This is a genomic window from Bradyrhizobium yuanmingense, from assembly GCF_025200905.1.
GTDB classification, from domain to species: Bacteria; Pseudomonadota; Alphaproteobacteria; order Rhizobiales; family Xanthobacteraceae; genus Bradyrhizobium; species Bradyrhizobium yuanmingense.
This window is the reverse complement of sequence record NZ_CP104173.1, coordinates 2,174,125-2,197,263: the sequence shown is the minus strand read 5'-3', so window position 1 is coordinate 2,197,263 and position 23,139 is coordinate 2,174,125. Positions and strand designations below refer to the sequence as shown.

21 protein-coding genes are annotated in these 23,139 nt (G+C 64.9%); 8 read left to right on the top strand and 13 right to left on the bottom strand.

The window, feature by feature from the left end:
- Window positions 1-165: 165 nt before the first annotated feature.
- The 4 genes from N2605_RS10315 to ltnD form a co-directional block, all read right to left on the bottom strand.
- A complete protein-coding gene (locus N2605_RS10315; protein ID WP_074447503.1) occupies window positions 166-1,857 on the bottom strand; it encodes a methyl-accepting chemotaxis protein in 1,692 nt (563 codons plus the stop codon).
- A gap of 168 nt (window positions 1,858-2,025) precedes the next feature.
- Window positions 2,026-3,300, bottom strand: a complete 1,275-nt coding sequence (gene otnK / locus N2605_RS10310) for a 3-oxo-tetronate kinase (protein WP_260346511.1) — start codon at window positions 3,298-3,300, stop codon at window positions 2,026-2,028.
- A complete protein-coding gene (gene otnI, locus N2605_RS10305) occupies window positions 3,297-4,079 on the bottom strand; it encodes a 2-oxo-tetronate isomerase (RefSeq protein WP_260346510.1) in 783 nt (260 codons plus the stop codon). The genes otnK and otnI overlap by 4 nt, the downstream gene beginning before the upstream one ends.
- A 13-nt stretch (window positions 4,080-4,092) precedes the next feature.
- The gene (gene ltnD / locus N2605_RS10300; protein WP_225149915.1) at window positions 4,093-5,010 is read right to left on the bottom strand and encodes an L-threonate dehydrogenase; all 918 of its coding nucleotides are present in this window, start codon (window positions 5,008-5,010) and stop codon (window positions 4,093-4,095) included.
- A gap of 106 nt (window positions 5,011-5,116) precedes the next feature.
- Here ltnD and otnC point away from each other — a divergent pair, with 106 nt between their 5' ends.
- Complete coding sequence (gene otnC, locus N2605_RS10295; RefSeq protein ID WP_260346509.1) at window positions 5,117-5,791, top strand: 3-oxo-tetronate 4-phosphate decarboxylase; 675 nt, start codon at window positions 5,117-5,119, stop codon at window positions 5,789-5,791.
- Between the two features lie 180 nt (window positions 5,792-5,971).
- On the opposite strand, the gene N2605_RS10290 is transcribed toward otnC, so the two are convergent.
- The 6 genes from N2605_RS10290 to N2605_RS10265 form a co-directional block, all read right to left on the bottom strand.
- Window positions 5,972-6,676, bottom strand: a complete 705-nt coding sequence (locus N2605_RS10290) for an ABC transporter ATP-binding protein (protein WP_061878149.1) — start codon at window positions 6,674-6,676, stop codon at window positions 5,972-5,974.
- Window positions 6,660-7,391, bottom strand: coding sequence for an ABC transporter ATP-binding protein (locus N2605_RS10285; protein ID WP_036004935.1), 732 nt, complete (start codon window positions 7,389-7,391; stop codon window positions 6,660-6,662). The genes N2605_RS10290 and N2605_RS10285 overlap by 17 nt, the downstream gene beginning before the upstream one ends.
- A complete protein-coding gene (locus tag N2605_RS10280; protein ID WP_260346508.1) occupies window positions 7,388-8,371 on the bottom strand; it encodes a branched-chain amino acid ABC transporter permease in 984 nt (327 codons plus the stop codon). Before N2605_RS10280 ends, N2605_RS10285 begins: the two co-directional genes overlap by 4 nt.
- Window positions 8,371-9,204, bottom strand: a complete 834-nt coding sequence (locus N2605_RS10275) for a branched-chain amino acid ABC transporter permease (protein ID WP_240538114.1) — start codon at window positions 9,202-9,204, stop codon at window positions 8,371-8,373. The genes N2605_RS10280 and N2605_RS10275 overlap by 1 nt, the downstream gene beginning before the upstream one ends.
- Before the next feature lie 216 nt (window positions 9,205-9,420).
- Window positions 9,421-10,665: an ABC transporter substrate-binding protein gene (locus N2605_RS10270; RefSeq protein WP_260346507.1), complete on the bottom strand. Its 1,245-nt coding sequence runs from the start codon at window positions 10,663-10,665 to the stop codon at window positions 9,421-9,423.
- Window positions 10,666-10,754: 89 nt separating this feature from the next.
- Window positions 10,755-11,570, bottom strand: coding sequence for a putative hydro-lyase (locus tag N2605_RS10265; protein WP_260346506.1), 816 nt, complete (start codon window positions 11,568-11,570; stop codon window positions 10,755-10,757).
- A 120-nt stretch (window positions 11,571-11,690) separates the two neighbouring features.
- Here N2605_RS10265 and N2605_RS10260 point away from each other — a divergent pair, with 120 nt between their 5' ends.
- From N2605_RS10260 to N2605_RS10240, 5 genes are all read left to right on the top strand, one after another.
- On the top strand, window positions 11,691-12,608 hold the full coding sequence (locus tag N2605_RS10260) for a LysR family transcriptional regulator (protein WP_260346505.1): 918 nt from the start codon (window positions 11,691-11,693) through the stop codon (window positions 12,606-12,608).
- Between the two features lie 31 nt (window positions 12,609-12,639).
- Complete coding sequence (locus tag N2605_RS10255; RefSeq protein WP_260346504.1) at window positions 12,640-13,890, top strand: Zn-dependent hydrolase; 1,251 nt, start codon at window positions 12,640-12,642, stop codon at window positions 13,888-13,890.
- Between the two features lie 12 nt (window positions 13,891-13,902).
- A complete protein-coding gene (locus N2605_RS10250) occupies window positions 13,903-14,814 on the top strand; it encodes an NAD(P)-dependent oxidoreductase (protein ID WP_260346503.1) in 912 nt (303 codons plus the stop codon).
- Between the two features lie 11 nt (window positions 14,815-14,825).
- Window positions 14,826-15,899, top strand: coding sequence for a malate/lactate/ureidoglycolate dehydrogenase (locus N2605_RS10245; RefSeq protein ID WP_260346502.1), 1,074 nt, complete (start codon window positions 14,826-14,828; stop codon window positions 15,897-15,899).
- 165 nt (window positions 15,900-16,064) lie between these two features.
- Complete coding sequence (locus tag N2605_RS10240; protein WP_225174843.1) at window positions 16,065-16,706, top strand: suppressor of fused domain protein; 642 nt, start codon at window positions 16,065-16,067, stop codon at window positions 16,704-16,706.
- A gap of 134 nt (window positions 16,707-16,840) precedes the next feature.
- Here the strand turns inward: N2605_RS10240 and N2605_RS10235 are convergent, their stop codons facing one another.
- A complete protein-coding gene (locus N2605_RS10235; protein WP_260346501.1) occupies window positions 16,841-17,914 on the bottom strand; it encodes a tartrate dehydrogenase in 1,074 nt (357 codons plus the stop codon).
- Window positions 17,915-18,066: 152 nt separating this feature from the next.
- Between N2605_RS10235 and N2605_RS10230 the strand changes: the two genes are divergently transcribed.
- Together N2605_RS10230 and N2605_RS10225 are read left to right on the top strand one after the other, a co-directional pair.
- The gene (locus tag N2605_RS10230) at window positions 18,067-18,843 is read left to right on the top strand and encodes an SDR family oxidoreductase (RefSeq protein WP_225155524.1); all 777 of its coding nucleotides are present in this window, start codon (window positions 18,067-18,069) and stop codon (window positions 18,841-18,843) included.
- A gap of 116 nt (window positions 18,844-18,959) precedes the next feature.
- Window positions 18,960-20,378: an amidase gene (locus N2605_RS10225; RefSeq protein WP_260346500.1), complete on the top strand. Its 1,419-nt coding sequence runs from the start codon at window positions 18,960-18,962 to the stop codon at window positions 20,376-20,378.
- Between the two features lie 114 nt (window positions 20,379-20,492).
- On the opposite strand, the gene N2605_RS10220 is transcribed toward N2605_RS10225, so the two are convergent.
- The gene (locus N2605_RS10220) at window positions 20,493-21,833 is read right to left on the bottom strand and encodes an extracellular catalytic domain type 2 short-chain-length polyhydroxyalkanoate depolymerase (protein ID WP_260346499.1); all 1,341 of its coding nucleotides are present in this window, start codon (window positions 21,831-21,833) and stop codon (window positions 20,493-20,495) included.
- Window positions 21,834-22,029: 196 nt separating this feature from the next.
- Entirely contained in the window at window positions 22,030-23,139 is a 1,110-nt protein-coding gene (locus tag N2605_RS10215; RefSeq protein ID WP_260346498.1) for an amino acid ABC transporter permease, read from the bottom strand.

Genomic DNA, 23,139 nt, shown 5'->3' with positions numbered 1-23,139 from the left:
TACCGTCGCTCAGGATTGTTAGGTTTAACGACGCTACGCAGTAGTACGGAGCTTTCGCTGAAGAGTACGTCGCAATTCTACGGGCATATCGACAGCGCAACGCGCGCAGGAAAAACTATGAGCGGCGCCGATGGCGCCGCCCTTGCTTGTGGAACCCACGTCTGTCTACGCGGCGCGGACGTTGGTCAGGAACTTGCTGACCTCGTTCTTCAGCCGGCCCGAATCATTCGACAGCATCTGCGCCGCGGACAGCACCTGCGAGGAGGCCGTGCCGGTCTCGGTCGCGCCGCGCTGCACGTCCGTGATGTTGGACGACACCTGCTGGGTGCCATGCGCCGCCTGCTGAACGTTGCGGGCGATCTCCTGCGTCGCGGCGCCCTGCTCTTCCACCGCAGCGGCGATGGCCGACGAGATCTCCGACAGGCGCTCGATGGTCGAGGAGATCTCCTTGATGGCGCCGACGGAGTCGTTGGTCGCCGCCTGGATGCCGGAGATCTGCTGGCCGATCTCGCCGGTCGCCTTCGCGGTCTGCTCGGCGAGCGCCTTCACCTCGGAGGCGACGACGGCAAAACCGCGGCCGGCTTCGCCGGCGCGCGCCGCCTCGATGGTGGCGTTCAGCGCCAGCAGGTTGGTCTGGCCGGCGATGGTGTTGATCAACTCGACGACGTCGCCGATGCGCGCGGCGGCCTTGGACAATTCGCTGACGCGCTCGGTGGTGGCACGGGCCTGACCGACTGCATCGCCCGCCATCCGCGCCGATTCCTGCACCTGGCGGCTGATCTCGCCGACCGACGAGGCCATCTCCTCGGTCGCCGAGGCCACCGACTGCACGTTGGTGGAGGCTTCCTCCGAAGCGCCGGCCACCGTGGTCGCCAGCCGCTGCGAGCGGTCGGCGGTCGCGGTCAAGGTCGAGGCGGAGGCCTCTAACTGGGTCGAGGCCGATGACACGGTCTGGACGATCTCGCCGATCATCGTTTCGAATTCGCGGGTGATGTCGTCGACGCGGCGGCCGCGCTCGATCTTGGCTTCGGCGTCGGCCGCGGCGGCTTCGTCGGCGGCCTTCTTGGCGATCAACGCCTCCTTGAAGATCTGGAGCACGTCGGCCATGGCGCCGATCTCGGTCTTCTCGCCGCGATGCGGGACTTCGGCGGAGAGGTCGCCTCGGCCCAGGGCCTGCATCGGCAGGGTGATCGAGTTGATGCCGCTAGACACGTCGCGGACGAGATAGAAACTGACGGCGATGCCGATGACGATGGCGGCGCCGAGAATTGCCGAGACCAGCATGAAGGCGTAGGCGTAGCTGTCGGCGGCGTCCTGAGCGGCCTGTTCTCCGCCTTTGGTGTTGAGCTCGATGTCCTTGGTCAGGACCTCGTCTGCCTGAAGACCGAGCTTGTTGACGGTCTTCGTATTCAGCTCCCGGGCCTCGTGTGGGATCTTGCCGGCTTCCTTGCGCGAGAGCGCCATCACCTCTTCGGTGCCCCTCTTGTAATCGTCCCAGAGCTTTGCCCATTGGGTGTAGAGCGCCCTCTCCTCCGGCGAGGTGATCATCGGCTCGTAGCGGCTGCGGTATTTGGCAAGCGCCTCGAGCACCGTCACGGCCGTCTTTTCGTTGGCGAGCTTCTCGTCCAGCGTGTCGGAAAGCATGTGCTGGCGGACCACGTTGCGATAGGTGATGACGCTCGCCCGAAGCTCGCCCAGCACCCGCACGCTGGGCATCCAATTCATCGTGATGTCGACCGTGTTGGCGTTCATCGACCGCATTTTCATGATGGCGAGCAGGCCCATGCCGGCCATCGCGACGAGCAGGAATGCCACGACACTGATGATCTTGGCGCGGATGGAAATGTTGGCGAACATAATCGGATCTCGTTGTGCTGGCGCGGATGCGCGTCGAAGCTCTAAGAATAAACCAAAGAGGAGCTGCGGCGACATCTGAGCGCAGAGCACCTGCGCAAATGTTAACTGCGGCTCCGTACGAGTACCGAAGCCGAAAGAAATGAACGATGGACTAAGGAGGCTCTGCGCTCAGCGCATGAGCCTAAGCGCGTCGGAGAAGAAGTCCGGACCGCCAAAGTTTCCAGATTTCAAAGCGAGCAACATCTCGCCGGAGCTTGCACCGACCGCGCGCAGCACCGGGACTCCCGCCGCGATTTCTACTCCTACGAGAAATCCAGGAATTTTCAACCGATCGACCACGGCGCCGGATGTCTCGCCACCGGCGACGATCAAGCGACGGACGCCGGCCTGCACCAGACCCTCGGCGATGCCGGCCATGGCCTGCTCGATGGCGTGGCCTGCGGCATCGCGGCCATGGCGTGCCTGCACGGCCGCAACGGCGTCCGACGTCGCGCTCGAAGCGATCAGCACCGGACCTTCCGCAAGCCGCGGCCTCGCCCAGTCCAGCGCACGCTGCGCTTCAGCGGCGCCCGCGACGATCCGCTCCGGATCGAGATGAAGCACCGGCATGATGCGTTCGGCGCTGGCGATCTGCTGAAGCGTCGCCTGCGAGCAGCTGCCGGCAAGGCATGCCGCCAGGCCGCCGACGGCCGCGCCGGTTTCGCCGCTCGGCGCCGGCTTCACCTTGCCCGTCGACACCAGCGCGCGCGCAAGCCCGAGGCCCATGCCGGACGCGCCGACCGACAGAAGATGTTCAGCGGCGACGAGACCGATGGTCTCGAGGTCGCGGTCGAATACGGCGTCGATGATCGCAGCACCGATGCCTCTGGCGGCGAGCTCAGCCAGCCGTGCCCGCACGGCCTCCGCGCCGCGCGCGACGGTGGCGAGATCGACGAGGCCGATCTGCGTGCTGCTCTGGCGCGCCAGCACGCGCACCAGGTTGGAATCATGCATCGGGTTGAGCGGATGGTCCTTCAGCGGGCTCTCGCTGAGCGGCACGGCGCCGACGAACAGATTGCCCTGATAGACGGTGCGCCCGGTCTCCGGAAAGGCAGGCGTCACCAGCACGGCTCCCTCGCCGCAATCGGCGCGCAGCGCATCCATGACCGGGCCGATATTGCCGGCGTCGGTGGAATCGAAGGTCGAGCAGATCTTGAACAGCACGTGGCCCACGCCGCGGCCGCGCAGCCATTTGTCCGCCGCGCGCGAGCGCGACACGGCAAGGCCGGCCTCGATCGAGCGGCTCTTCAGCGACACCACGACGGCATCGACCTCGGGCAGCATCAGATCGTCGGCAGGGATGCCGATGGTCTGGACGGTGCGCAGGCCGGCGCGCGTCAGCGTGTTGGCGAGATCGGAGGCGCCGGTGTAATCGTCGGCGATGCAGCCTAACGCTGGGGTCACGGCTTCACTCCCGCATAGGGCTTGAACCAGGCAAGCCCATCGGTGGTCTTGCCGCGCGGATTGTATTCGCAGCCGACGAAGCCGGCATAGCCGAGCCGGTCGAGCTCATCGAACAGGAACGGATAGTTCAGCTCCTCGCTATCGGGCTCGTTGCGCGAGGGAATGCTCGCGATCTGGATGTGGCCGATGATCGGCATCATCTCGCGCAGCCGCATGGTGACGTCGCCATGGATGATCTGGCAGTGATAGATGTCGAACTGGAGCTTCAGGTTCGCAAGCCTCAGCTCCTGGATCAGATCCCGCGCAAAGCCGAAATCGTTGAGGAAGTAGCCGGGCACGTTGCGCGCATTGATCGGCTCGATCACGATGTCGATGCCGTGCGGCGCGAAGAACTCGGCGGCCCAGGCCACCGATTTGTAGAAGGCCTCGATCGCGACGCGCTCGCCGCGATTGGCGATGCCGGCCATCAGGTGCAGGCGCTTGACGCCCGTCGCCTTGGCATAAGGCAGCGCCGTCTCCAGGCTCGCCTTGAGATCGGAAAAGCGCGATGGCAGCGCCGCAAAGCCCTTCTCGCCGGCGTTCCAGTCGCCCGGCGGCAGGTTGAACAGCGCCTGGGTCAGGCCGTTGCGCTTGAGCCGTTCGCCGACGGCCTCGGCGGCATGCTCGTACGGAAACAGGAATTCCACCGCGGTGAAGCCCGCTTGCGCGGCGGCGTCGAAGCGGTCGAGGAACGGCACCTCGGTGAACATCATCGAGAGATTGGCGGCGAAACGGGGCATTGGAGATCCTCTGTTACTTGTCGCCGGGCAGCTTGACGCCGGTGACCTGCGCATACATGCGCGCGACCGATGCGTCGTCGTCGCGGCCCATGCCGGCGGCCGATGTCATCAGGAACATCTGGAGCGCGGCGGCGGAGACCGGCACGGGGAATCGGGCCGTGCGCGCCATGTCCTGGATGATGCCGAGGTCCTTGACGAAGATCTCCACCGCGCTTCGCGGCGTGTAGTCGCCGTCGAGCACATGCGGCATGCGGTTCTCGAACATCCAGGAATTACCGGCCGAGGCCGTGATCACCTCGTAGACCTTGCGGATGTCGAGGCCCTGCTTGGCTGCGAACGCCATGGCTTCGCTGGCGGCGGCGATGTGAACGCCGGCGAGCAGCTGATTGATCATCTTGAACGCAGCGCCCTGCCCGGCGGCATCGCCGAGCTCGTAGAGCTTTGCAGCCATGGCATCGAGCGCCGGCCGCGCCTTGGCAAAGGCGGCCGAGCTGCCGGAGGCAAGAATCGTCAATTCGCCTTGCGCGGCGCGCTGCGCCCCGCCGGAGATCGGCGCATCCAGATAGTGCCGGCCGGTCGCCTCCAGCTGCTTGGCAAGACGGCGCGCCACGTCGGGATCCATCGTCGCCGAGGAGACGAACACGCTGTCCTTGGGCATGGTCTCGGCGGCGCCATCCTTGCCGAACAGGATGGTTTCGGTCTGCGCGGCATTGACCACCACGCTGACAACGATGTCTGCGTCCTTGGCCGCTTCGGCCGGCGTCTTGGCCCCCGCGCCGCCGTCCTTCACGAAGCGCGCGACGGCATCCGCCGAGACGTCGCAGCCGGTCACGGCATGGCCAGCGCGCTTGAGCGAGGTCGCCATGCCAAATCCCATCGAGCCGAGCCCGACGACGGCGATACGCTGATTTCGTGAGGTGGAGGCGGACATATGCAACTGACCCTTGCGAGCGTTTCCCGGATGGCCGCCCTTTGCGGCAGCTTGGCAACCGAATAACACGGCTTGGCCGCGCTGCCAAAGCGTGAGACAAGCAAGCATGACGGCCATGAGCAATGAAACACGGCTGCGCGAGGACATCTGCCGCTTCGGACGATCCCTGTTCGAGCGTGGGCTGACGCCGGGCTCCTCCGGCAATATCAGCGTCAAGCTGGACGATGGCGGCTGGCTGGTGACGCCGACCAACGCCTCGCTCGGCTTCCTCGATCCCGCAAGACTATCACGGCTGGACCAGCAGGGCCGGCTGGTTTCGGGCGATGCCCCGACCAAGGAAGTTCCGCTGCACAATGCGCTCTACGACACGCGCGGCAGCGCGCGGGCCATCGTGCATCTGCACTCCACGCATTCGGTGGCGCTGTCGATGCTGCCCGAGATCGATCCGCGCGCCGCGCTGCCGCCGATGACGGCCTATTACCTGATGAAATGCGGCGCCACCGCGCTCGTGCCCTATTACCGCCCCGGCGACCCCGCGGTTGCAGATGCGATCAAGGGGCTGGCCGGGAAATATTCATCCGTTCTGCTCGCCAATCACGGCCCGGTCGTCGCCAGCAACACGCTGGAAGCTGCGGTGTTCGCGACGGAGGAGCTGGAGGAGACGGCCAAGTTGTACCTGCTGCTGCGCGGGATGAACCCGCGGTATTTGTCGCCGGCGCAGGTGAAGGATCTGGTGAAGGTGTTCGGGGTGACGTTGCCGGAGCACGGGCACGAGTATTAGCGACTTGCGGTAAGGGGTGGACGAGCGTCGCCTCACCACCGCTGTCATTCCCCGCGAAAGCGGGGAATCCAGTACGCCGCGGCTTCTCCGCATATCTCTGACGTCTCGGAGTACTGGATCGCCGATCAAGTCGGGCGATGACACCGGGTATGTTGCGCGGGCGTGCCCGATACTATTCGGCTACAGCCCCAGATATGCCTTCCGCACATCCGGATTGCCCTTGATCTCGCTGGCTGCGCCCTGCATCAGCACACGGCCGGTCTGCAGGATGTAGGCGCGGTCGGCGATCTCCAGGCATTCGGCCATGCGCTGCTCGACGATGAGGACGGTCATGCCGGAGTCACGGATGAGCTTCACCGCCTGGAAAATTTCGTCGACCAGCTTCGGCATGATGCCCTGCGAGGGCTCGTCCAGCATCAACAGCCGCGGACGCGTCATCAGCGCGCGGCCGATGGCGAGCATCTGCTGCTCGCCGCCGGAGAGCGTCTCGGCGCGCTGCTCCAGGCGCTCCTGAAGGCGCGGAAACAGCTTGAAGACGAGATCGAGCGGCTCTTCGCGGTTCGCTTCGCCCCTGTAGAGATAGCTGCCGAGGCGAAGGTTGTCGCGCACCGACAGACGCGGAAACAAACGGCGGTTTTCCGGCACATAGGCGATGCCGGTGGCCGTGATGTGATGCTGCGCCATGCCGTCGAGGCGCTTGCCGTCGAAGGTCACGCTGCCCGAGCGCGGACGCTCGGCGCCAGCGATTGACTTCAGCAGCGTCGACTTGCCCGCGCCGTTGGCGCCGGCGACGCAGACGATCTCGCCCTTCTGGACCTCGATCGAGACCGCGGAGATCGCGACCAGGCCCTGATAGGCGGTGGTGACTTCACGCACCGACAGCATGACGATCTCCCAGATATGCCTTGATCACCTTGGGATCGCGCACGACGTCGGCGGGCTTGCCCTCGACCAGCACCTTGCCGAGGTCGAGCACGATGGCGCGGTCCACCAGCGGCATCACGATCTCCATGACATGCTCGACCATCAGCACGGTGATGCCGGCATCGCGCACCTTGCGCACCAGGGCGACGCCGGTCTGCGCCTCGGTCGGCGTCAGGCCGGTGAGGACCTCGTCGAGCAGCAGCAGCTTCGGCTCGGTCGCAAGCGCCCGCGCGACTTCGAGGCGGCGCTTCTCGGCCGGCACGAGGTCGCTGGCAAGCACGTCGGCGCGCGCAGCGAGCCCGGTGAACTCCAGTACCTCATGCGCCTTGCGGCGGGCCTCGCGCATCACGGTGTTGCGCACGAGTGCACCGACGATGACGTTGTCGATGACAGTCATGGTCTCGAAGCTCTTGACCACCTGGAAGGTGCGTCCTACCCCGCGCTGGCAGCGCATCGCCGCCGGCATGCGGGTGACGTCCTCGCCATCGAACCAAATCGAGCCTTGCGTCGGCGGCAGCACGCCGGCGATCAGATTGAACAGCGTCGACTTGCCGGCGCCGTTCGGGCCGATCAGGCCGACGATCTCGCCTCGGTCGACCGATATCGAGACGTCGCTGTTGGCGACGAGGCCGCCGAAGCGCTGCCAGACGCCGCGGGTTTCGAGCAGCGCGCTCATCGGGCAGCTCCCGTCTTCTTCGGGCGTGAAAACAGGCTCAGCAGGCCGCGCGGCAGGGCCAGCGAGATCAGAACGATCAGCGTGCCGTAGACAATGAGGTCGACACCCCGCCCCGAGCCGCCGAACTTGAAGCGCGTCAGCTCAGTCAGCGGGATCAGGATGGCCGCCCCTAACACCGGCCCCCACAGGGTGCCGATGCCGCCGAGCACGGCCGGTAGCGCCATCAGCAGCGAGAACTGAAAGCCCATGACGCTTTCCGGATCGATGTAGGAGACGAACTGGGCGTAGAAGCTGCCGCCGACGGCAACAAGGAAGGCGGAGACCGCGGCCGCACCCATCTTGGAATTGAACACGTCGACACCGAGGCTCTCGGCCGCCTCCGGGTTGTCCTTGACCGCGCGCCACCAAAATCCCCATTTGGAGTTTTCCAGCCACCACGTCACGAACCAGGCGAGGCAGCACAGCGCCAGCGCGAAATAGAAATACGGCAGCTTGGTGCGCAAGAACTGGAATTTCAGCCAGCTGTCACCGCGGATCGGAATGGTGATACCCATCGCAGCGCCCGCCCATTCCCAGTTGTGGAACAGAAGCAAGCCGATTTCGGCGATGACGATGGTGGCGATCACAAAATAATGGCCGCGCAGGCGGAAGAAGGGATAGCCGAGCCCCATCGCGATGAGCGCCGACACCGCCCCGCCCGCCAGCATGCCGAACCAGGGCAGCACGCCGAACTTCGTGAACAGCAGCTCGGTGGTGTAGGCACCCAGGCCGAAATACAGCGCGTGTCCGAGCGAGATCTGGCCGCAATAGCCGGACAGGATGTTCCAGCTCTGCGACAAACCCGCATACATCAGCGTCAGGATCAGGATGTTCTGGACGACGACGTCCTTCACGAACAACGGCGTCAGCGCGGCAATAGTGGCGAGCGCTGCGGCGATGATGAGGTCACGGCGGCGCCGCGCTGCAAAATCCTTGTCCATCACATCGATCCGAACAGGCCGCGCGGCCGGATGAAGACGACCAGCAGATAGACCGAGTAGATGCCGACCGATTTCAGCGAGGGCGGCAGCACCAGCGCGGTGACCGCTTCGACGAGACCGACGATGATGCCGCCGGCGAACGCCCCGAACACGCTGCCGAATCCGCCGAGCGCCACCGTGACATAGGCGATCAGCGCAAAGGAGGCGCCGACGTCGGGATAGATGTAGAAGAATACGGCCATGATCGCGCCGGCAAGGCCGACAAGCGCGGCGCCCAGGCCCCAGCCGAATGCGAACACGCGGTTCTTGTCGATGCCGACGAGCGCGACTGCACCGGGATCCTCGCGGGTCGCTTCGATCGCGCGGCCGAAATCAGTGCGGTGGATGAAGAAGTAGAGACCTGCAAAAGCCGCGATCGAGACCAGCGCGCCGACCAGTTGCGGCTCCGGCAGGAAGATGCCGCCGACCGAGATGGTCTTGCCGCCGAGCCAGGATTGCGGGATGCTGCGATAGTCCGGCGTGAAGAAGTATTGCGCGAGGCCGCGCATGACGATGGCAAGCCCGAAGGTGGTGAAGATCTGCACCATGCCGGCATTGGCCTTGGCCCGCATGGCGAAGCGTACAAGGAGCAGGTAGACGACCGCTCCGAATATGAAGAGTGCCGCGGCGACCAACGGCGCCGACAACAGCGGATCGATGGCGAAGAACGCGAACAGGAAGAAAGACAGATACATCGCGATCATCAGGAACTCGCCATGGGCGAAGTTCGTGACGTCCATCAGGCCGAAGATCAGCGCGAGGCCGACCGCGATCAATCCGTAGAGCAGGCCCATCAGAAGGCCGCTCGCGAGACTCTGGATAATGGCTTGGGCTGTCAACTCTGGTCCCCCGTTCCAAACGTCACGACAGGCTTCGTCATTGCGAGCGAAGCGAAGCAATCCAGAAATGTTTCGAAGGAAGCAGTCTGGATTGCTTCGTCGCTTCGCTCCTCGCAATGACGGTGGGAGCAGTTTGCTCCCACCCCGCCTGCTCCGCTGCCCCCGCAGCGCTTACTTCATCGGCCAGATCGCCTCGGCGATCGCGGCCTGCGGCGGGAAGATGGTGACGAACTTGCCGCCGACATATTGCAGCAGCACCGGATCGGCGTCGTTGTTCTGGCCCATCTCGTCGAACTTGACGCGCTTCCAGGGCATGATGGTCTTCTCGCCCGGGATGTCGGTCGCGGCCAGCGCGTCGCGGATCTTCTCGCCGTCGGTCGACTTGGCGCGGCTGATGGCGTCGGCGAGGATGATCAGGCCCATGAACTGCCGCGAGGTGAGGTCGTTGAAATCCTTGCCGGACCTGGCCTTGAACATCTCGTTGATCTTGCCGACCATCGGCCGCTTCTGCGCGAGGTCGAGCGAGAAGGTGCCGCGCGAGATCACGCCTTCGAGCTTGTCGCCGACGGCATCGTAGAGCGCCTTCTCGGAGAAGCCGGCGTCCTGCGCCACGATCGCATTCGGCTTGTAGCCGAGCTCGGCCATGGTCTTGACCAGGAGGATGCCGTCGGTGGTGTAGCTCGACGGCATCAGCACGTCGGCATTGGCGGTCTTGAGCTGCTGCACCTCGGCAGAGAGCGAGGGCGAGTTGGCGCGATACTTGATGTCGGTGACGATCTTGTAGGCGCGCTCGCCGGCGATCTTGGTCTGGGCATTGCCGGAATCGGTGCCGAAGATGGTGTCCTCGTGGAACAGCGACAGCGTCTCGATCTTGATGCCCTTCTTCTTCATGGCGTCGAAGAAGTCGAACATCGCAGCCGAGTACATCTCGTCGTGCGGCGAGGCGCGGAAGTAATATTTCAGGCCGCGGCGGTGCAGGCTCGGCGAGGAATTGTCGGCGGACAGGAACGGGACCTGATAGCGCTCGCAGATCTGGCTGACGGTGACGGCCACCGCGCTCTGGTAAGTGCCGACGACGGCGCAGACCTTCTCCTGCGTGATCAGGCGCTCGGCCTCGGCGCGGCCCTTCTGCGGATCGGCCTGGTGGTCGGCGAACACGAGGCGGATCTTGGCGCCACCGAGGCCCGGCAGGCCTTCGCCCTTCGCCAGCGGCAGGTCGAAATCGCTGTCCTTGTTGATGACTTCGAGCGCGGTCTCATAGGCCTTCTGCGCGTCGACGCCCTGCTGCGCGCTGCCGCCGGAGAAGGGATAGATCACGCCGATCACGACTTCCGAACTCTGTGCGCGCGCCGCCAGCGGCACGAGGGCGGCAGTGGCGGTGGCCCCCAACAACACGTCGCGGCGAGTGATCGTCATGGCAAAGTCCCCTGTTACTGAATTTCGGCTGATCGAATGAAGCGATTGGTGGATGCGGTAAAGCCTGAAGAAGCAGCAGACGCTGCCCACTAAATCACGGCCATGCTTCTGTTCTTGAGATCGGTCACCAGCATCAGGCCGGGCGAATGCGTGATTGCAAACGGCAGCTTCGCGGCGTTGATGACCGATTGCGGCGTCACCCCGCAGGCCCAGAACACCGGAATCTCGTCATCGGCGACCGGCACCGGATCGCCGTAGTCGGGCTTGGCGATATCCTTGATGCCGATCAGATGCGGATGGCCGAGATGCACGGGTGCGCCGTGCACAGCCGGATAGCGCGAGGTGATCTGCACCGCGCGGATCGCATCGGCCGGCTTGAACGGACGCATCGATACCACCATGGGGCCGGCGAACGGACCTGATACACCGCAGGCGATGTTGGTGCGGTACATCGGCACGCGCACGTTCTTCTCGATGTGGCGGATCGGCATGCCCTCCTCGAGCAGCGCCTCCTCGAATGAGAACGAGCAGCCGAGCACGAAGGTGACGAGGTCGTCGCGCCAATAGCTCTTCACGTCGGTCGGCTCGTCCACGACCTCGCCGTCGCGCCAGACGCGGTAGCGCGGCACGTCGGTGCGGATGTCGAGATCGGCGCCGAGCGAGGGGATGTAAGGGCTGCCGACATCGGACATGCCGATGATCGGGCACGGCTTGGGATTGAGCTGGCAAAAGCGGTGGAAGGCACCGGCATAGTCCGCCGGCAGGATCGCCAGATTGCCCTGGACGTATCCGGGGGCAACACCAGCGGTGGAGGCGACCAGCCCCTCGCGATAGGCGAGCCGGGCCCTGCGGCTCGGGAGGGCGTCGGGTGTTTCAGTTTGCTGCGCTGCCACCAAAACAGTCATGTGATCGACCTGCCTATAAACTCGACAAAGACAAGCCAACACCAAGCGTGCTATAAAGTCTAATCTTCGTTTCTAATCAATCTCGATAAATCTGATTTATCGATTGGGAAAATCCTTCCAATGCTGGACTTCAGGTCGATCGAGACGTTCCTATGGGTCGTGAAGCTCGGCAGCTTCCGTGGCGCCGCGCAACGCCTCAACACCACCCAGCCGGCGATCTCCCAGCGCATTGCCCAGCTCGAGCGCGAGATGGGCGTGAAGCTCTTGAACCGCGATCATCGCATCGCCTCCCCGACCCCGAGCGGCCGGCAGATGATGGTCTATGCGGAGAAGCTGATCGGCCTGCGCGCTGCGATGATGGCGGAGATCGGCGATGCTTCGGCGATGCGCGGCGTGATGCGGCTCGGCGTCGCCGAGACCATCGTGCACACCTGGCTGCCGCGGCTCGTCAAGAGCGTGAACGAGGTCTATCCGAACCTGTCGCTGGAGATCGAGGTCGACATCACGCCGAACCTCACCGCGCGCCTGCTCGCGCAGGAGATCGAGCTCGCCTTCGTGGTCGGACCGCTGTCCGCCCCCGGCGTGCACAACCGGGTGCTCGCCGATTATCCGATCGGCTTCCTCGCAAGTCCCTCGCTTGGGCTCGGCAAGGGCCCGTTGACGCCGGCGGACCTCGCGCGGTTTCCGATCATCACCTTCCCACGCAAGACCAAGCCCTACGAGGTCGTGCGCGAGGTGTTCGACCGGCCGGAGCTGCCGCCGATCCGCCTGCACGCGTCCGCTTCGCTGGCGACCGTCATCCACATGGCGGTCGAGGGCCTCGGCATCGCCGTGATCCCCGACGCCATCGTCGAGAACGAGCTTGCCGACGGACGCCTGCAGCTGCTCGACACCGATCTCGCCATCGCGCCGCTGACCTTCACGGCGAGCTGGCTGGCCTCGCCCGATGTCGTCGCCGTGGAGCGCGTCGCGGAGCTTGCACGGCAAATTGCGCAGAGCAGCCTCGCGGTTGACGCGCCCGCACAGGCGCGTCATTGAAAAAGGCGCCGGACAAAAGAGAGACTGACGCATGAGCCGAGCCGCCACCAACCTGCAAATCGATTCGGCCCGCCTGTGGGGCTCCATCCACGAGACCGCGCAATTCGGCGCGACGGCCAAAGGCGGCGTGCGGCGGCTGACGTTGAGCCGTGAAGACAAGCAGGTGCGCGATTGGTTCCGCAAGGCCTGCGAGGATGCCGGACTGGAAGTCCACGTCGACGCGCTCGGATCACAGTTCGGCCTGCGCAAGGGCCGCGACATGTCGAAGCTGCCCGTCGGCATCGGCTCGCACCTAGACACCCAGCCCACCGGCGGCAAGTATGACGGCATCCTGGGGACGCTCGGCGCGCTGGAGGTGATCCGCACGCTGAACGACGCCGGCATCGAGACCGAGGCGCCGATCTGCGTCGTGAACTGGACCAACGAGGAAGGCTCGCGTTTCGCACCTGCGATGATGGCCTCCGCCGCCTATGTCGGCGACTTCACCACCGACGACATTTTGTCGCGCAAGGACGCCGAGGGCACTACCGTCGGCCAGGCGCTCGACGGCATCGGCTATCGCGGCGACAAGCCGGTCGGCTTCCAGAAACTCGGCTGCTTCGTCGAGCTGCACATCGAGCAGGGGCCGATCCTGGAAGCCGAAGGCAAGACCATCGGCGTGGTCGATTCCGGCCAGGGCGTGCTCTGGTACGACGGCAAGATCTCCGGCTTCGAGAGCCATGCGGGCTCCACGCCGATGCCGCTGCGGCGCGATGCGCTGGCGACCTTGTCGGAGATCGTGCTGGCGATGGAGTCGATTGCGAAGAAGCACGGACCGAACGCCGTCGGTACGATCGGCGAAGCCGTGATCGCCAATCCCTCGCGCAACGTCATTCCCGGCGAGATCGCCTTCACCATGGACTGCCGCAGTGCTGATGGTGCCATCATGGACGCGCTCGACCGCGATCTGCGAGCCGCGATTGCCGAGATCGCGGCGCGCCGCAAGGTCGAGGTCGAGATCGATCTGGTCTGGCGCAAGCCGCCGACGCACTTCGATCCGAAGCTGATTGCTGCCGTCGAGAACGCCGCCAAGACGCTCGGCTATTCCTCGCGCCGCATCACCTCCGGCGCCGGCCACGACGCCTGCAACCTCAACACGATCATGCCGGCGGCGATGGTGTTCGTGCCCTGCAAGGACGGCATCAGCCACAACGAGCTGGAGGATGCGACGCAAGGCGACTGCGCCGCGGGCACCAACGTCCTCATGCATACCGTGCTGGCGATCGCCGGCGTCGCATCCTGAGCGGAGAGAGACATGCGCGGAGTTTTCGTCGACGCCAATGAATCGCTGGCCGTGATCATGGAGCGGCTGGAGAAGCCCGGCGATCCCAAGGTGCGGATCAACAGGAACCCCGACATCACGCCGGAGCAATATCCAGAAGTTCTCGACGGCGCCGAGATCGCGATCGTCGACCACACCGCACTTCCGACCGAGGTCGCGAAGAAATGCACCGGGCTGAAGCACGTCGTGTTCCTCGGCACCGGCGCGCGCAGCTACATGAATCCGGAAGAGCTCGCCGAGCTCGGCATTTCCGTGCATCTGATCAAGGGCTACGGCGACACCGCGGTTGCGGAATCCGCGATCGCGCTGATGTGGGCCTCCGCCCGCGTCATCGCGATGATGGACCGCGAGATGCGCGCCGGAAACTGGCTGCGCGAGGACGGCATGCAGCTCACCGGCAAGACGCTCGGCCTGATCGGTTTCGGCGGCATCGCCGCGGAGGTCGCGCGCATCGCGTCCGGAAGCGGCATGAAGGTGATCGCCTGGAATCGTTCGCCGAAGAGCCACGCGAGCGTCGAATTCACCGACCTCGACAGCGTGCTGGCGAGAAGCGACGTGGTGTCGTTGCACCTGCTGCTCAACGACGAGACGCGCGGCATGATCACGCGTGAGAAGATCCTTGCGATGAAGCGCGGCGTCATCCTCATCAACACCGCCCGCGCCGCTGTCGTCGACGAGGCCGCCATGATCGAGGCGCTGAAGTCGGGCCATATCCGCCACGCCGGCCTCGATGTCTTCAACATCGAGCCGCTGCCCGGCGATCATCCGCTGACGAAGCTGCCGAACGTGACGCTGTCGGCGCATTCGGCCTTCCGCACGCCGGAGGCGAGCGAGAACCTGATTGAAGCGGCGTTGGTCCATTGCCGCCGGATCGTGAAGGGATAAGAGCAACAACAATGGCCGACTATCGCATCATCAAGGCAGAGTCGCTCACCAAGGCCATCCATGCCATCGTCAGGGCCGGCGGCTCCTCGGACCGCGAGGCCGAGCTCGTGGCCACCAATCTCGTCGAAGCCAATCTGAAGGGACACGACTCGCACGGCGTCGGCATGATTCCGCGCTACGTCCAGAGCGTCACCAATGGCGGCCTCGCCGTGAACTCGCACGTCAAGATCGTGCTCGACACCGGCCCGCTTCTCACCCTCGACGGCCTCACCGGCTACGGCCAGGTGATCGGCCATGAAGCGATGGAGCTCGCGGCCGAGCGCGCAAAGAAGAACGGTGTTTGCCTTGTCGGCCTCTCAAATTCGCATCACATCGGCCGCATCGGCCACTGGGCCGAGCAGTGCATCGACCACGGGCTGGTCTCGATCCACTTCGTCAACGTGATCTCGCGCCCGATCGTGGCGCCCTGGGGCGGCAGCGACGCACGCCACGGCACCAATCCGTTCTGCGTCGGCATCCCGCGCGCCGGCAAGGATCCGATCGTGCTCGACTTCGCCACCAGCAGGATCGCGCAGGGCAAGACCCGTATTGCCCATAACAAGGGCGTCGAGCTCGAGGTCGGCACCATCATTGATCACGAGGGCAAGCCCACGATCAATCCGCGCTACACCGTGATTCCGCCCTACGGTGCCATCCTCCCGTTCGGCGAGCACAAGGGCTCGGGCCTTGCGCTGGTGTGCGAGATCCTCGGCGGCGCGCTCTCCGGCGGCCAGGTGGTCAAGGGCTCGTCCGACGGCAAGTACAACGTCCTTAACGGCATGCTCTCGATCGTCATCGATCCGGGCAAGCTCGGCACCGGCGAGAACCTTGCACGCGAAGTTGAGAGCTTCGTGAGCTGGCACACCGGCTCGCCGCCTGCCCCCGGCATCGACAAGGTCAGAATCGCGGGCGAGCCGGAGCGCGAGATCAAGAAGAAACGTCTCGCCGAGGGCATCCCGGTCGACCCAACCACCTGGCAGGAGATCCTGGATGCCGGGAAGAAGTTCGGGCTGGAACAGACGGCCATCGAGAAGATCGCGAGCTGATCGGAGCGAGGCGCGTTCCTCGGCGTCGCCTCGCGCCTCATGACCAATCGCGCAAGCGAGACTGGACGGTGGCGAAGATATCGACGTGCTCGCGGCACGGGTTTGAACCGTCCCGCATGACCTTGCGACAATGCGGATATCCGATTGCATCCGCCCGAGGTTCGCATGCTCTCCCGTCTCGCAAAATTCGTGTCCGGCTCAAACCTTCCGTCGCCCGGGTCCGATCTCTACCGGCAACGGCTCGCCATCTACGAGAGCGAGCTTGGCGAGCCCGAGCGCACATTCACTGATAACGCAGAGCGCCGCATCGACATCCACGCCTTCGGCCGCGATTTCGTCCCGGTCTGCCAGGAGGGCTCCGACGAAGGCTATGTCCTTCTCACCAACGGGATGAGCGAGCAACGGATGCACGGCGTCCCCGGCGACGCGAAGCCCCGGGCCGAGCTGATGTGGTACGTCCGCGAGCCGACGCAGGACGTTTGCGCCAATCTGCGCTGGCTGGCCAATCTGCCGTTCATCGACACGACCTGGTTCGGCTTCGGCCATCGCGTCGCGCTTCCGTGGCCGCCGGTTGCAGGAACGGACTTCCAGACGTTCCTGTTGCTCACACCGATCATCGGCCCCGACAAGGAGATCGCCGAGGCGCTGGAGATTGCGGGCGATCCGGTGGAGATCCTGACCGTGAACCTGATCTCGCATCAGGAGCTCGGGCTGATCAAGTCCAGGGGGCTCGATCCGTTTCTCGATCTGCTCGACGAGAACGACTATCCGCCGATATTCGATCCGTCGCGGAGGTCGTATGTGTAGTCGTAGGGTGGGTTAGCCGAAGGCGTAACCCACCGCTGTTCGCATCCCCGGAGGCCGAAGAGGTGGGTTACGCCAGCGGACCACGCTTCGCGCGGCCGCAGGGTTAACCCACCCTACGCAGGATCACTCCCGCGCTAATCCACCATATCCGCAACCGCCTTGCCGCACGCCGTCGTGTCGGCATTGCCGCCGAGATCTTTGGTGCGCAGCGTGCGTTCGGCGAGCGTGCGCTCGATCGCCTCGACGATCGACTTGCCGGCTTCCTTCTCGCCGAGATGCTCGAACATCATCGCGCCGGACCAGATCATGCCGATCGGGTTGGCGATGCCCTGGCCGGCGATGTCGGGCGCCGAGCCGTGCACCGGTTCGAACACGGATGGGAAATCGCCCTCCGGGTTGATGTTGCCGGACGGAGCGATGCCGATGGTGCCGGTGCAGGCCGGGCCGAGGTCGGAGAGGATGTCGCCGAACAGGTTGGAGCCGACCACGACGTCGAACCAGTCCGGATGCAGCACGAAGTTCGCGGTGAGAATGTCGATGTGGTACTTGTCCCACTTCACGCCTGGAAACTTCTTGGCCATCGCCTCCACGCGCTCGTCCCAATAGGGCATGGTGATCGAGATGCCGTTGGACTTGGTCGCCGAGGTCAGGTGCTTCTTGGGCCGCGACTGCGCGAGCTCGAAGGCGAATTTCAGGATGCGGTCGACGCCGGTACGGGTCATCACCGTCTGCTGCGTCACGAACTCGCGGTCGGTGTCCGGGAACATGCGGCCGCCGACCGAGGAATATTCGCCTTCGGTGTTCTCGCGCACCACCCAGAAATCGATGTCGCCGGGCTTGCGCCCCGCCAGCGGCGACGGCACGCCGGGCATCAGCCGCACCGGGCGCAGGTTGACGTACTGGTCGAACTCGCGGCGGAACTTGATCAGCGAGCCCCACAGCGAGACGTGGTCCGGGATCTTGGCCGGCCAGCCGACCGCACCGAAATAGATCGCATCGTGCTCGCCGATCTTCTCCTTCCAGTCGTCGGGCATCATCTGGCCGTGCTTCTCGTAATAGTCGTAAGACGAGAAGTCGAAATGGTCGAAATGCAGCGAGACGTTGTGCTTCTTCGCCGCCGCCTCCAAAACGCGCAGGCCCTCCGGCATCACCTCCTTGCCGATGCCATCGCCGGGAATGACCGCGATCCGGTATTGTTTCTTGCTCATCGAGAACGTCCTTGGTTGGTCCGGCAGTCGCCGCCTTCTGACTGCACTGCAATGGACCAAACGCGGCGGCAGTGCAACGCTGCACTGCAATGTTGACCATGGCGCGGCCAAGCGCCTACTGATTTGATCCTGTTCCCACGAACGAGTACCCCATGGATCTGCATCTGCGCGGCAAGCGCGTCCTGATCACCGGCGCGTCCAAGGGCATTGGCGCAGCCGCCGCCGAGGCCTTCGCCGAGGAAGGCGCGCATCTCCTCCTCGCGGCGCGTAGCGGCGATCAGCTCAAGGCTCTGGCCGACCGCTTGCGCGCCGCGCACCAGATCGACGCCACAACGAGCATCGTCGATCTGCGCAAGGAGGACGACGTGGCCCGGCTGGCGAAGGAAGCCGCCGACATCGACGTCCTCGTCAACAATGCCGGCGACATCCCCGGCGGCTCGATCGACAAGATCGACGAGGCGACCTGGCGGCACGCCTGGGAACTGAAGGTGTTCGGCTATATCAACCTGACGCGCTACGTCTACGCTCAGATGAAAGCCAGGGGGGGCGGCGTCATCGTCAACGACATCGGCGCGGCCGGCGAGAAGTTCGATGCCAACTACATCTGCGGCAGCGCCGGCAATGCCGCGCTGATGGCGTTCACACGGGCGCTCGGCGGCAAGAGCCTGGCCGACAATATCCGCGTGGTCGGCATCAATCCCGGCCCCGTCGGCACCGACCGCCACGTCACCCTGCTCAAGACGCGGGCCAAGCACCAGTTCGGCGACGAGAGCCGCTACAAGGAATTCCAGAAGAGCCTGCCGCTCGGCCGTCCCGCGCATGCGCGCGAGATCGGCGACCTCATGGCGTTCCTGGCCTCGGATCGCGCCGGCTATACGTCGGGCGTGATCTACACCGTCGACGGCGGCATCAGCGCCGGGTGGGGTTAACTCTATTCTCGTCATTGCGAGCGCAGCGAAGCAATCCAGGAATCTTGCCGCAGTGACAGTCTGGATTGCTTCGCTGCGCTCGCAATGACGACACAACAAGCACGGGAGTAAGATAGTTGTCTCAAGACCTGATCCGCGAAACCGCCTGCACCGTCATCGACAAGCTGCGCTCCGGCGACGTCTCGCCGCTCGAGCTCCTGGACGTGCTGGAGAAGCGCATCAAGGAGGTCGACGGCAAGGTCAACGCGCTGCCGACGCTGTGCTTCGATCGCGCGCGGGAGAGTGCGAAGACACTGATGCAGAAGCCGGCGGGCGCGCGCGGGCTGCTCGCCGGGCTGCCGGTGCCGATCAAGGATCTGACCGACGTTGCAGGCGTGTTGAACACGCAGGGCTCGCCGATCTTCAAGGACAACATCCCCGCGAAGTCTGACCTCATGGTCGAGAACCTCGAGGCCAACGGCGCGGTCGTCTACGCCAAGTCGAACACGCCGGAGTTCGGGGCCGGTGCCAACACGTTCAACGAGGTGTTCGGCGCGACGCTCAATCCCTGGGACACGACGAAATCGGCCGCGGGCTCCTCCGGCGGCGCGGCGGTGGCGCTGGCGACCGGCATGGCCTGGCTCGCCCAAGGCTCCGACATGGGCGGATCCTTGCGCAGCCCCGCGGCCTTCTGCGGCGTCGTCGGCATGCGGCCGAGCATCGGCCGCGTCGCGCATACCCCCAAGTCCGGCATCGATCGCAATCTCGGCGTGGTCGGCCCGATGGCGCGCAACGTCGAGGATCTCGCGCTGCTGCTGGATGCCATGAGCGGCGACTATGCCGACGATCCGCTGTCGCTGCCGGCTCCCGCAACCTCATTCCTGTCGGCGGCCCAGGCGGGCAAGCGGCCGAGGCGCATCGCCTATTCGCCCGATCTCGGCATCACCCCGGTCGATCCCGAAGTGAAGGCGATCACACGAAAGGCCGCCGAACGTTTCGCCGAAGCCGGCGCCATCGTCGAGGAGGCGCATCCGGACTGGCGCGAGGCGCATGAATGCTTCCACGCGCTGCGCGCCTTCGACTTTGCGATCACCAAGGCCAATCTGCTGCGCACCAAGCGCGACCTGCTCAAGCCCGAGGTGATCTGGAACATCGAGGAGGGTCTCAAGCTCACAGTCGAGCAGCTCGCGCGCGCCGAGGCGCAGCGCGTCGGCATGACGGCGCGGGCAGTCGAGTTCTTCAAGAGCTACGATCTGTTGCTGACGCCGACCACGATCGTTCCGCCCTTCCCGATCGAGCATCGCTATGTCGCCGAATGCGCCGGCAAGAGGTTTGACAATTACGTCGAGTGGCTCGGCATCGTCTACGCCATCACGCTGGCCTGCTGCCCGTCTCTCTCCCTGCCCTGCGGCTTCACGGCCTCGGGCCTGCCGGTCGGCGTGCAGGTGGTCGGCGCGCCGCGCGCCGACGCGCAGGTGATCGCCGGAGCGAAGGTGCTGGAGGATATTCTGGGCCTGCGCGGTACGACGCCGATCGATCCGAAGGTGAAGGACTAGCCTCACTCTTGTGTCCCGGACAAGGGGCAGCGCGCCAGCGCTGCGTCGCAGAGCCGGGACACGAGACCTCACCTCCCGCTGGCCGCCTCCAGGCTGGGACGGTTGCTCGGTTCGCTATTTGGCGATCGGGCAGGAGCCGGGATTAGCGCAGCGAGGAGGCGTCGATCGCGTGGTGCCGGTCGCCTCCTCGGAGCTCGGGCCCACCGCCCCGTTCAGAATGACCGAGACACGCCATCGATATGTTGTTTGCGGCGTCAGACCGGAATCCCCAAAGCTCGCGCCTGTCACGTCGCCAACCGATTGGAACGCACCATCGGGTCCCGCACGCGAAACCCGGTAGGTTGTTCCGTCGTCTCCTGGAGACCAGGCCAGGTCAGCGCCGCTATCCGACGTATCGATCACCGTGAGCGACTGCGGCGCCGATAGCGAGGGCGCGGTCGCGCCGGCGGGCGCCGCGGCAGCGGTCGTGAGCGCATCCAGCATCGCCTTGATCGCCTTGATTTGCGATCCGGACTTCGTCACGTAGCTATCCTGATGGTTGACGTAACTCCACCAATCCCAACAGGCCTGCGGATTGCTTGGCCAGTATGGGCTGGTCTTGGTCTGCGGATAGAGAATGATCATGCGGTTCGTGTCCGCCCACTCATTGTAGCCGGCCTCATCCACGAATTTGCGTCCGATATCGGCGACGTCCTGCTTGCATCCGTGGAGCGCGACGTGGACTCGACACGGACTGCCCTGCTCGCAATCCCTGGGTACGAACACATAGCCGGTATCGCCCATGCTCAACGCGTCGGGCAGATGCGGCGTGGTATAGATCGATTGATCAAAGGTCTTCACCGAACCTGCAAGCTGCGCGGCATTGGGCGGATTCAGGCGGCCGTAAATATGCTGCAGGATGACGCCGGCCTGGTCATAGCCGCATTGGTCGATATAGGGCGCCGTGTTGGCCTTGCACTCGTTGAGCCCGGGTGCGCCCTGCTTCGCCACGACGAACGAGTGGCCCGCGCCGAGCGTGGCCTGATAGAACAAGTTGCCGCGATTGGCATCCCGCAGATAATGGCGATAGAAATCGGCGGCCGCATCGGTCGCGGCCTTGTCGACGATCGCGTCATTGTAGCCGTGAAAGAGATAGATCTTCTGCCTGCCTACATTGCTGAGAGGGTCGATCTCGCCCGCTGCGGCCTTCGCGTCGGCCTTTGCCGTAAAATCCTTCGGATTCAGATCCGACGCCGGCCCTTTCATGCATGCACCCGTGGCCCGCCGGATCGGCCCCCAGTACCAGGTGACGGCGTCGAACGCGTCCGCCTTTGCGCACCAGTAAGGGCCGCCCGCGACCACACCGACGCCCTTGATCACCGACGACCATGCCGTGCCGAACTGAACGGCCATGAACGCGCCCGACGAAATTCCCGAAATCGAACTCTCACCGATCGGCGCGCGATAGCGCCGCAACCCCTCCGCGGCGCACGATGACACGCCGAGAGCGGTTGTGAAGATCAGGACGCAAATCTGGGCGGCGGTGAATTGCCGCAAAACGGCCACGCGCATGACAGCCTCGCCAAGTCGACCGCAGGAGCAACCTCTGGTATTAGAGATCAAGATCGGAAATCGGCGCAAGCGCAAACAAGCGGCACCAAACGAGAAACCGTCACTTCGGCGTTGTCGGCGCCTCCAGGCTCCGGCTGTAGCGCGACATCGCGAAACAGAAGACGAAGTAGATCGCGGCCACGAAGATGTAGACCTCGACCGAAAACTGCTGCCAGGCGGGATCGATGATCGCGGTCTTCGCCGTCGTCAGCAGGTCGAAGATGCCGATGATCAGCACCAGGCTGGTGTCCTTGAAGAAGGCGATGAAGGTGTTGACCAGCGGCGGGATGACGTGGCGGATAGCCTGCGGCAGGATGATCAGCCGGTGCTTGTGCCAGTAGGACAGGCCGAGCGCGTCGGCGGCTTTATATTGCCCGCGCGGCACGGCCTGAAGCCCGCCGCGGATCACTTCGGCGAGGTAAGCACCGGCGAACAGGATGATCGCGATCTGTGCGCGCAGCAGCTTGTCGATGTTGAATCCGGCCGGCATGAATAGCGGAAACATCACGCTCGCCATGAACAGCAGGCTCACCAGCGGCACGCCGCGGATCAGCTCGACATAGAGCACGCTGAGCGAGCGGATCGCCGGCAGCTTCGAGCGCCGCCCGAGCGCGACCAGGATACCGAGCGGAAAGCCGACAGCGAGGCCGAACGTCGCCAGGATCAGCGTCACGGGCAAGCCGCCCCAGCGGTCCTGCGAGACGAAGGACAGGCCGATCACGCCGCCCCACATCAGCACGCTGATCAGCGCCAGTGCGCCGATCCAGAGATAGACAAGCTCGCGCCGCCATAGCGCGCGGCGGGTCGAGAGGTAGTACAATGCGATGAACAGCACGACCGACAGTGCCGGCCGCCACTGCTCGTCGAACGGATAGGTGCCGAACAGGATGAAGCGATACTTCTCGGGGACGATGGCCCAGCAGGCGCCGAGGCCACGCGCGGCGCGACAGGCGCTGGAATCGTTGGTGGGCGTCAGCCAGACCGCATTGGCGATGCCCCATTGCACGAAGCTGAAAACGCCCTTGGCGAGCAGCACCATTAGCAGGACGGTGATGATCCCATTCGGGATCGAGGAGAACAGGTTCTTGCGCAGCCAGTGCAGCGCCGGATTGCCCAGCTGCGGTCGGCGAGCGGTCCGGGGTGCATCGGGGATGTCCGTGATCGCGGTCAT

Coding starts and splice junctions, on each gene's coding strand:
- N2605_RS10260 (WP_260346505.1), top strand. CDS start 11,691: ATGCTGGACTTCAGGTCGATCGAGACGTTCCTATGGGTCGTGAAGCTC.
- N2605_RS10240 (WP_225174843.1), top strand. CDS start 16,065: ATGCTCTCCCGTCTCGCAAAATTCGTGTCCGGCTCAAACCTTCCGTCG.
- N2605_RS10285 (WP_036004935.1), bottom strand. CDS start 7,391: ATGAGCGCGCTGCTCGAAACCCGCGGCGTCTGGCAGCGCTTCGGCGGC.
- N2605_RS10255 (WP_260346504.1), top strand. CDS start 12,640: ATGAGCCGAGCCGCCACCAACCTGCAAATCGATTCGGCCCGCCTGTGG.
- otnC (WP_260346509.1), top strand. CDS start 5,117: ATGACGGCCATGAGCAATGAAACACGGCTGCGCGAGGACATCTGCCGC.
- otnI (WP_260346510.1), bottom strand. CDS start 4,079: ATGCCCCGTTTCGCCGCCAATCTCTCGATGATGTTCACCGAGGTGCCG.
- ltnD (WP_225149915.1), bottom strand. CDS start 5,010: ATGTCCGCCTCCACCTCACGAAATCAGCGTATCGCCGTCGTCGGGCTC.
- N2605_RS10235 (WP_260346501.1), bottom strand. CDS start 17,914: ATGAGCAAGAAACAATACCGGATCGCGGTCATTCCCGGCGATGGCATC.
- N2605_RS10280 (WP_260346508.1), bottom strand. CDS start 8,371: ATGGACAAGGATTTTGCAGCGCGGCGCCGCCGTGACCTCATCATCGCC.
- N2605_RS10250 (WP_260346503.1), top strand. CDS start 13,903: ATGCGCGGAGTTTTCGTCGACGCCAATGAATCGCTGGCCGTGATCATG.
- N2605_RS10245 (WP_260346502.1), top strand. CDS start 14,826: ATGGCCGACTATCGCATCATCAAGGCAGAGTCGCTCACCAAGGCCATC.
- N2605_RS10315 (WP_074447503.1), bottom strand. CDS start 1,857: ATGTTCGCCAACATTTCCATCCGCGCCAAGATCATCAGTGTCGTGGCA.
- N2605_RS10275 (WP_240538114.1), bottom strand. CDS start 9,204: ATGGGCCTGCTCTACGGATTGATCGCGGTCGGCCTCGCGCTGATCTTC.
- N2605_RS10265 (WP_260346506.1), bottom strand. CDS start 11,570: ATGACTGTTTTGGTGGCAGCGCAGCAAACTGAAACACCCGACGCCCTC.
- N2605_RS10270 (WP_260346507.1), bottom strand. CDS start 10,665: ATGACGATCACTCGCCGCGACGTGTTGTTGGGGGCCACCGCCACTGCC.
- N2605_RS10215 (WP_260346498.1), bottom strand. CDS start 23,139: ATGACCGCGATCACGGACATCCCCGATGCACCCCGGACCGCTCGCCGA.
- N2605_RS10290 (WP_061878149.1), bottom strand. CDS start 6,676: ATGCTGTCGGTGCGTGAAGTCACCACCGCCTATCAGGGCCTGGTCGCG.
- N2605_RS10230 (WP_225155524.1), top strand. CDS start 18,067: ATGGATCTGCATCTGCGCGGCAAGCGCGTCCTGATCACCGGCGCGTCC.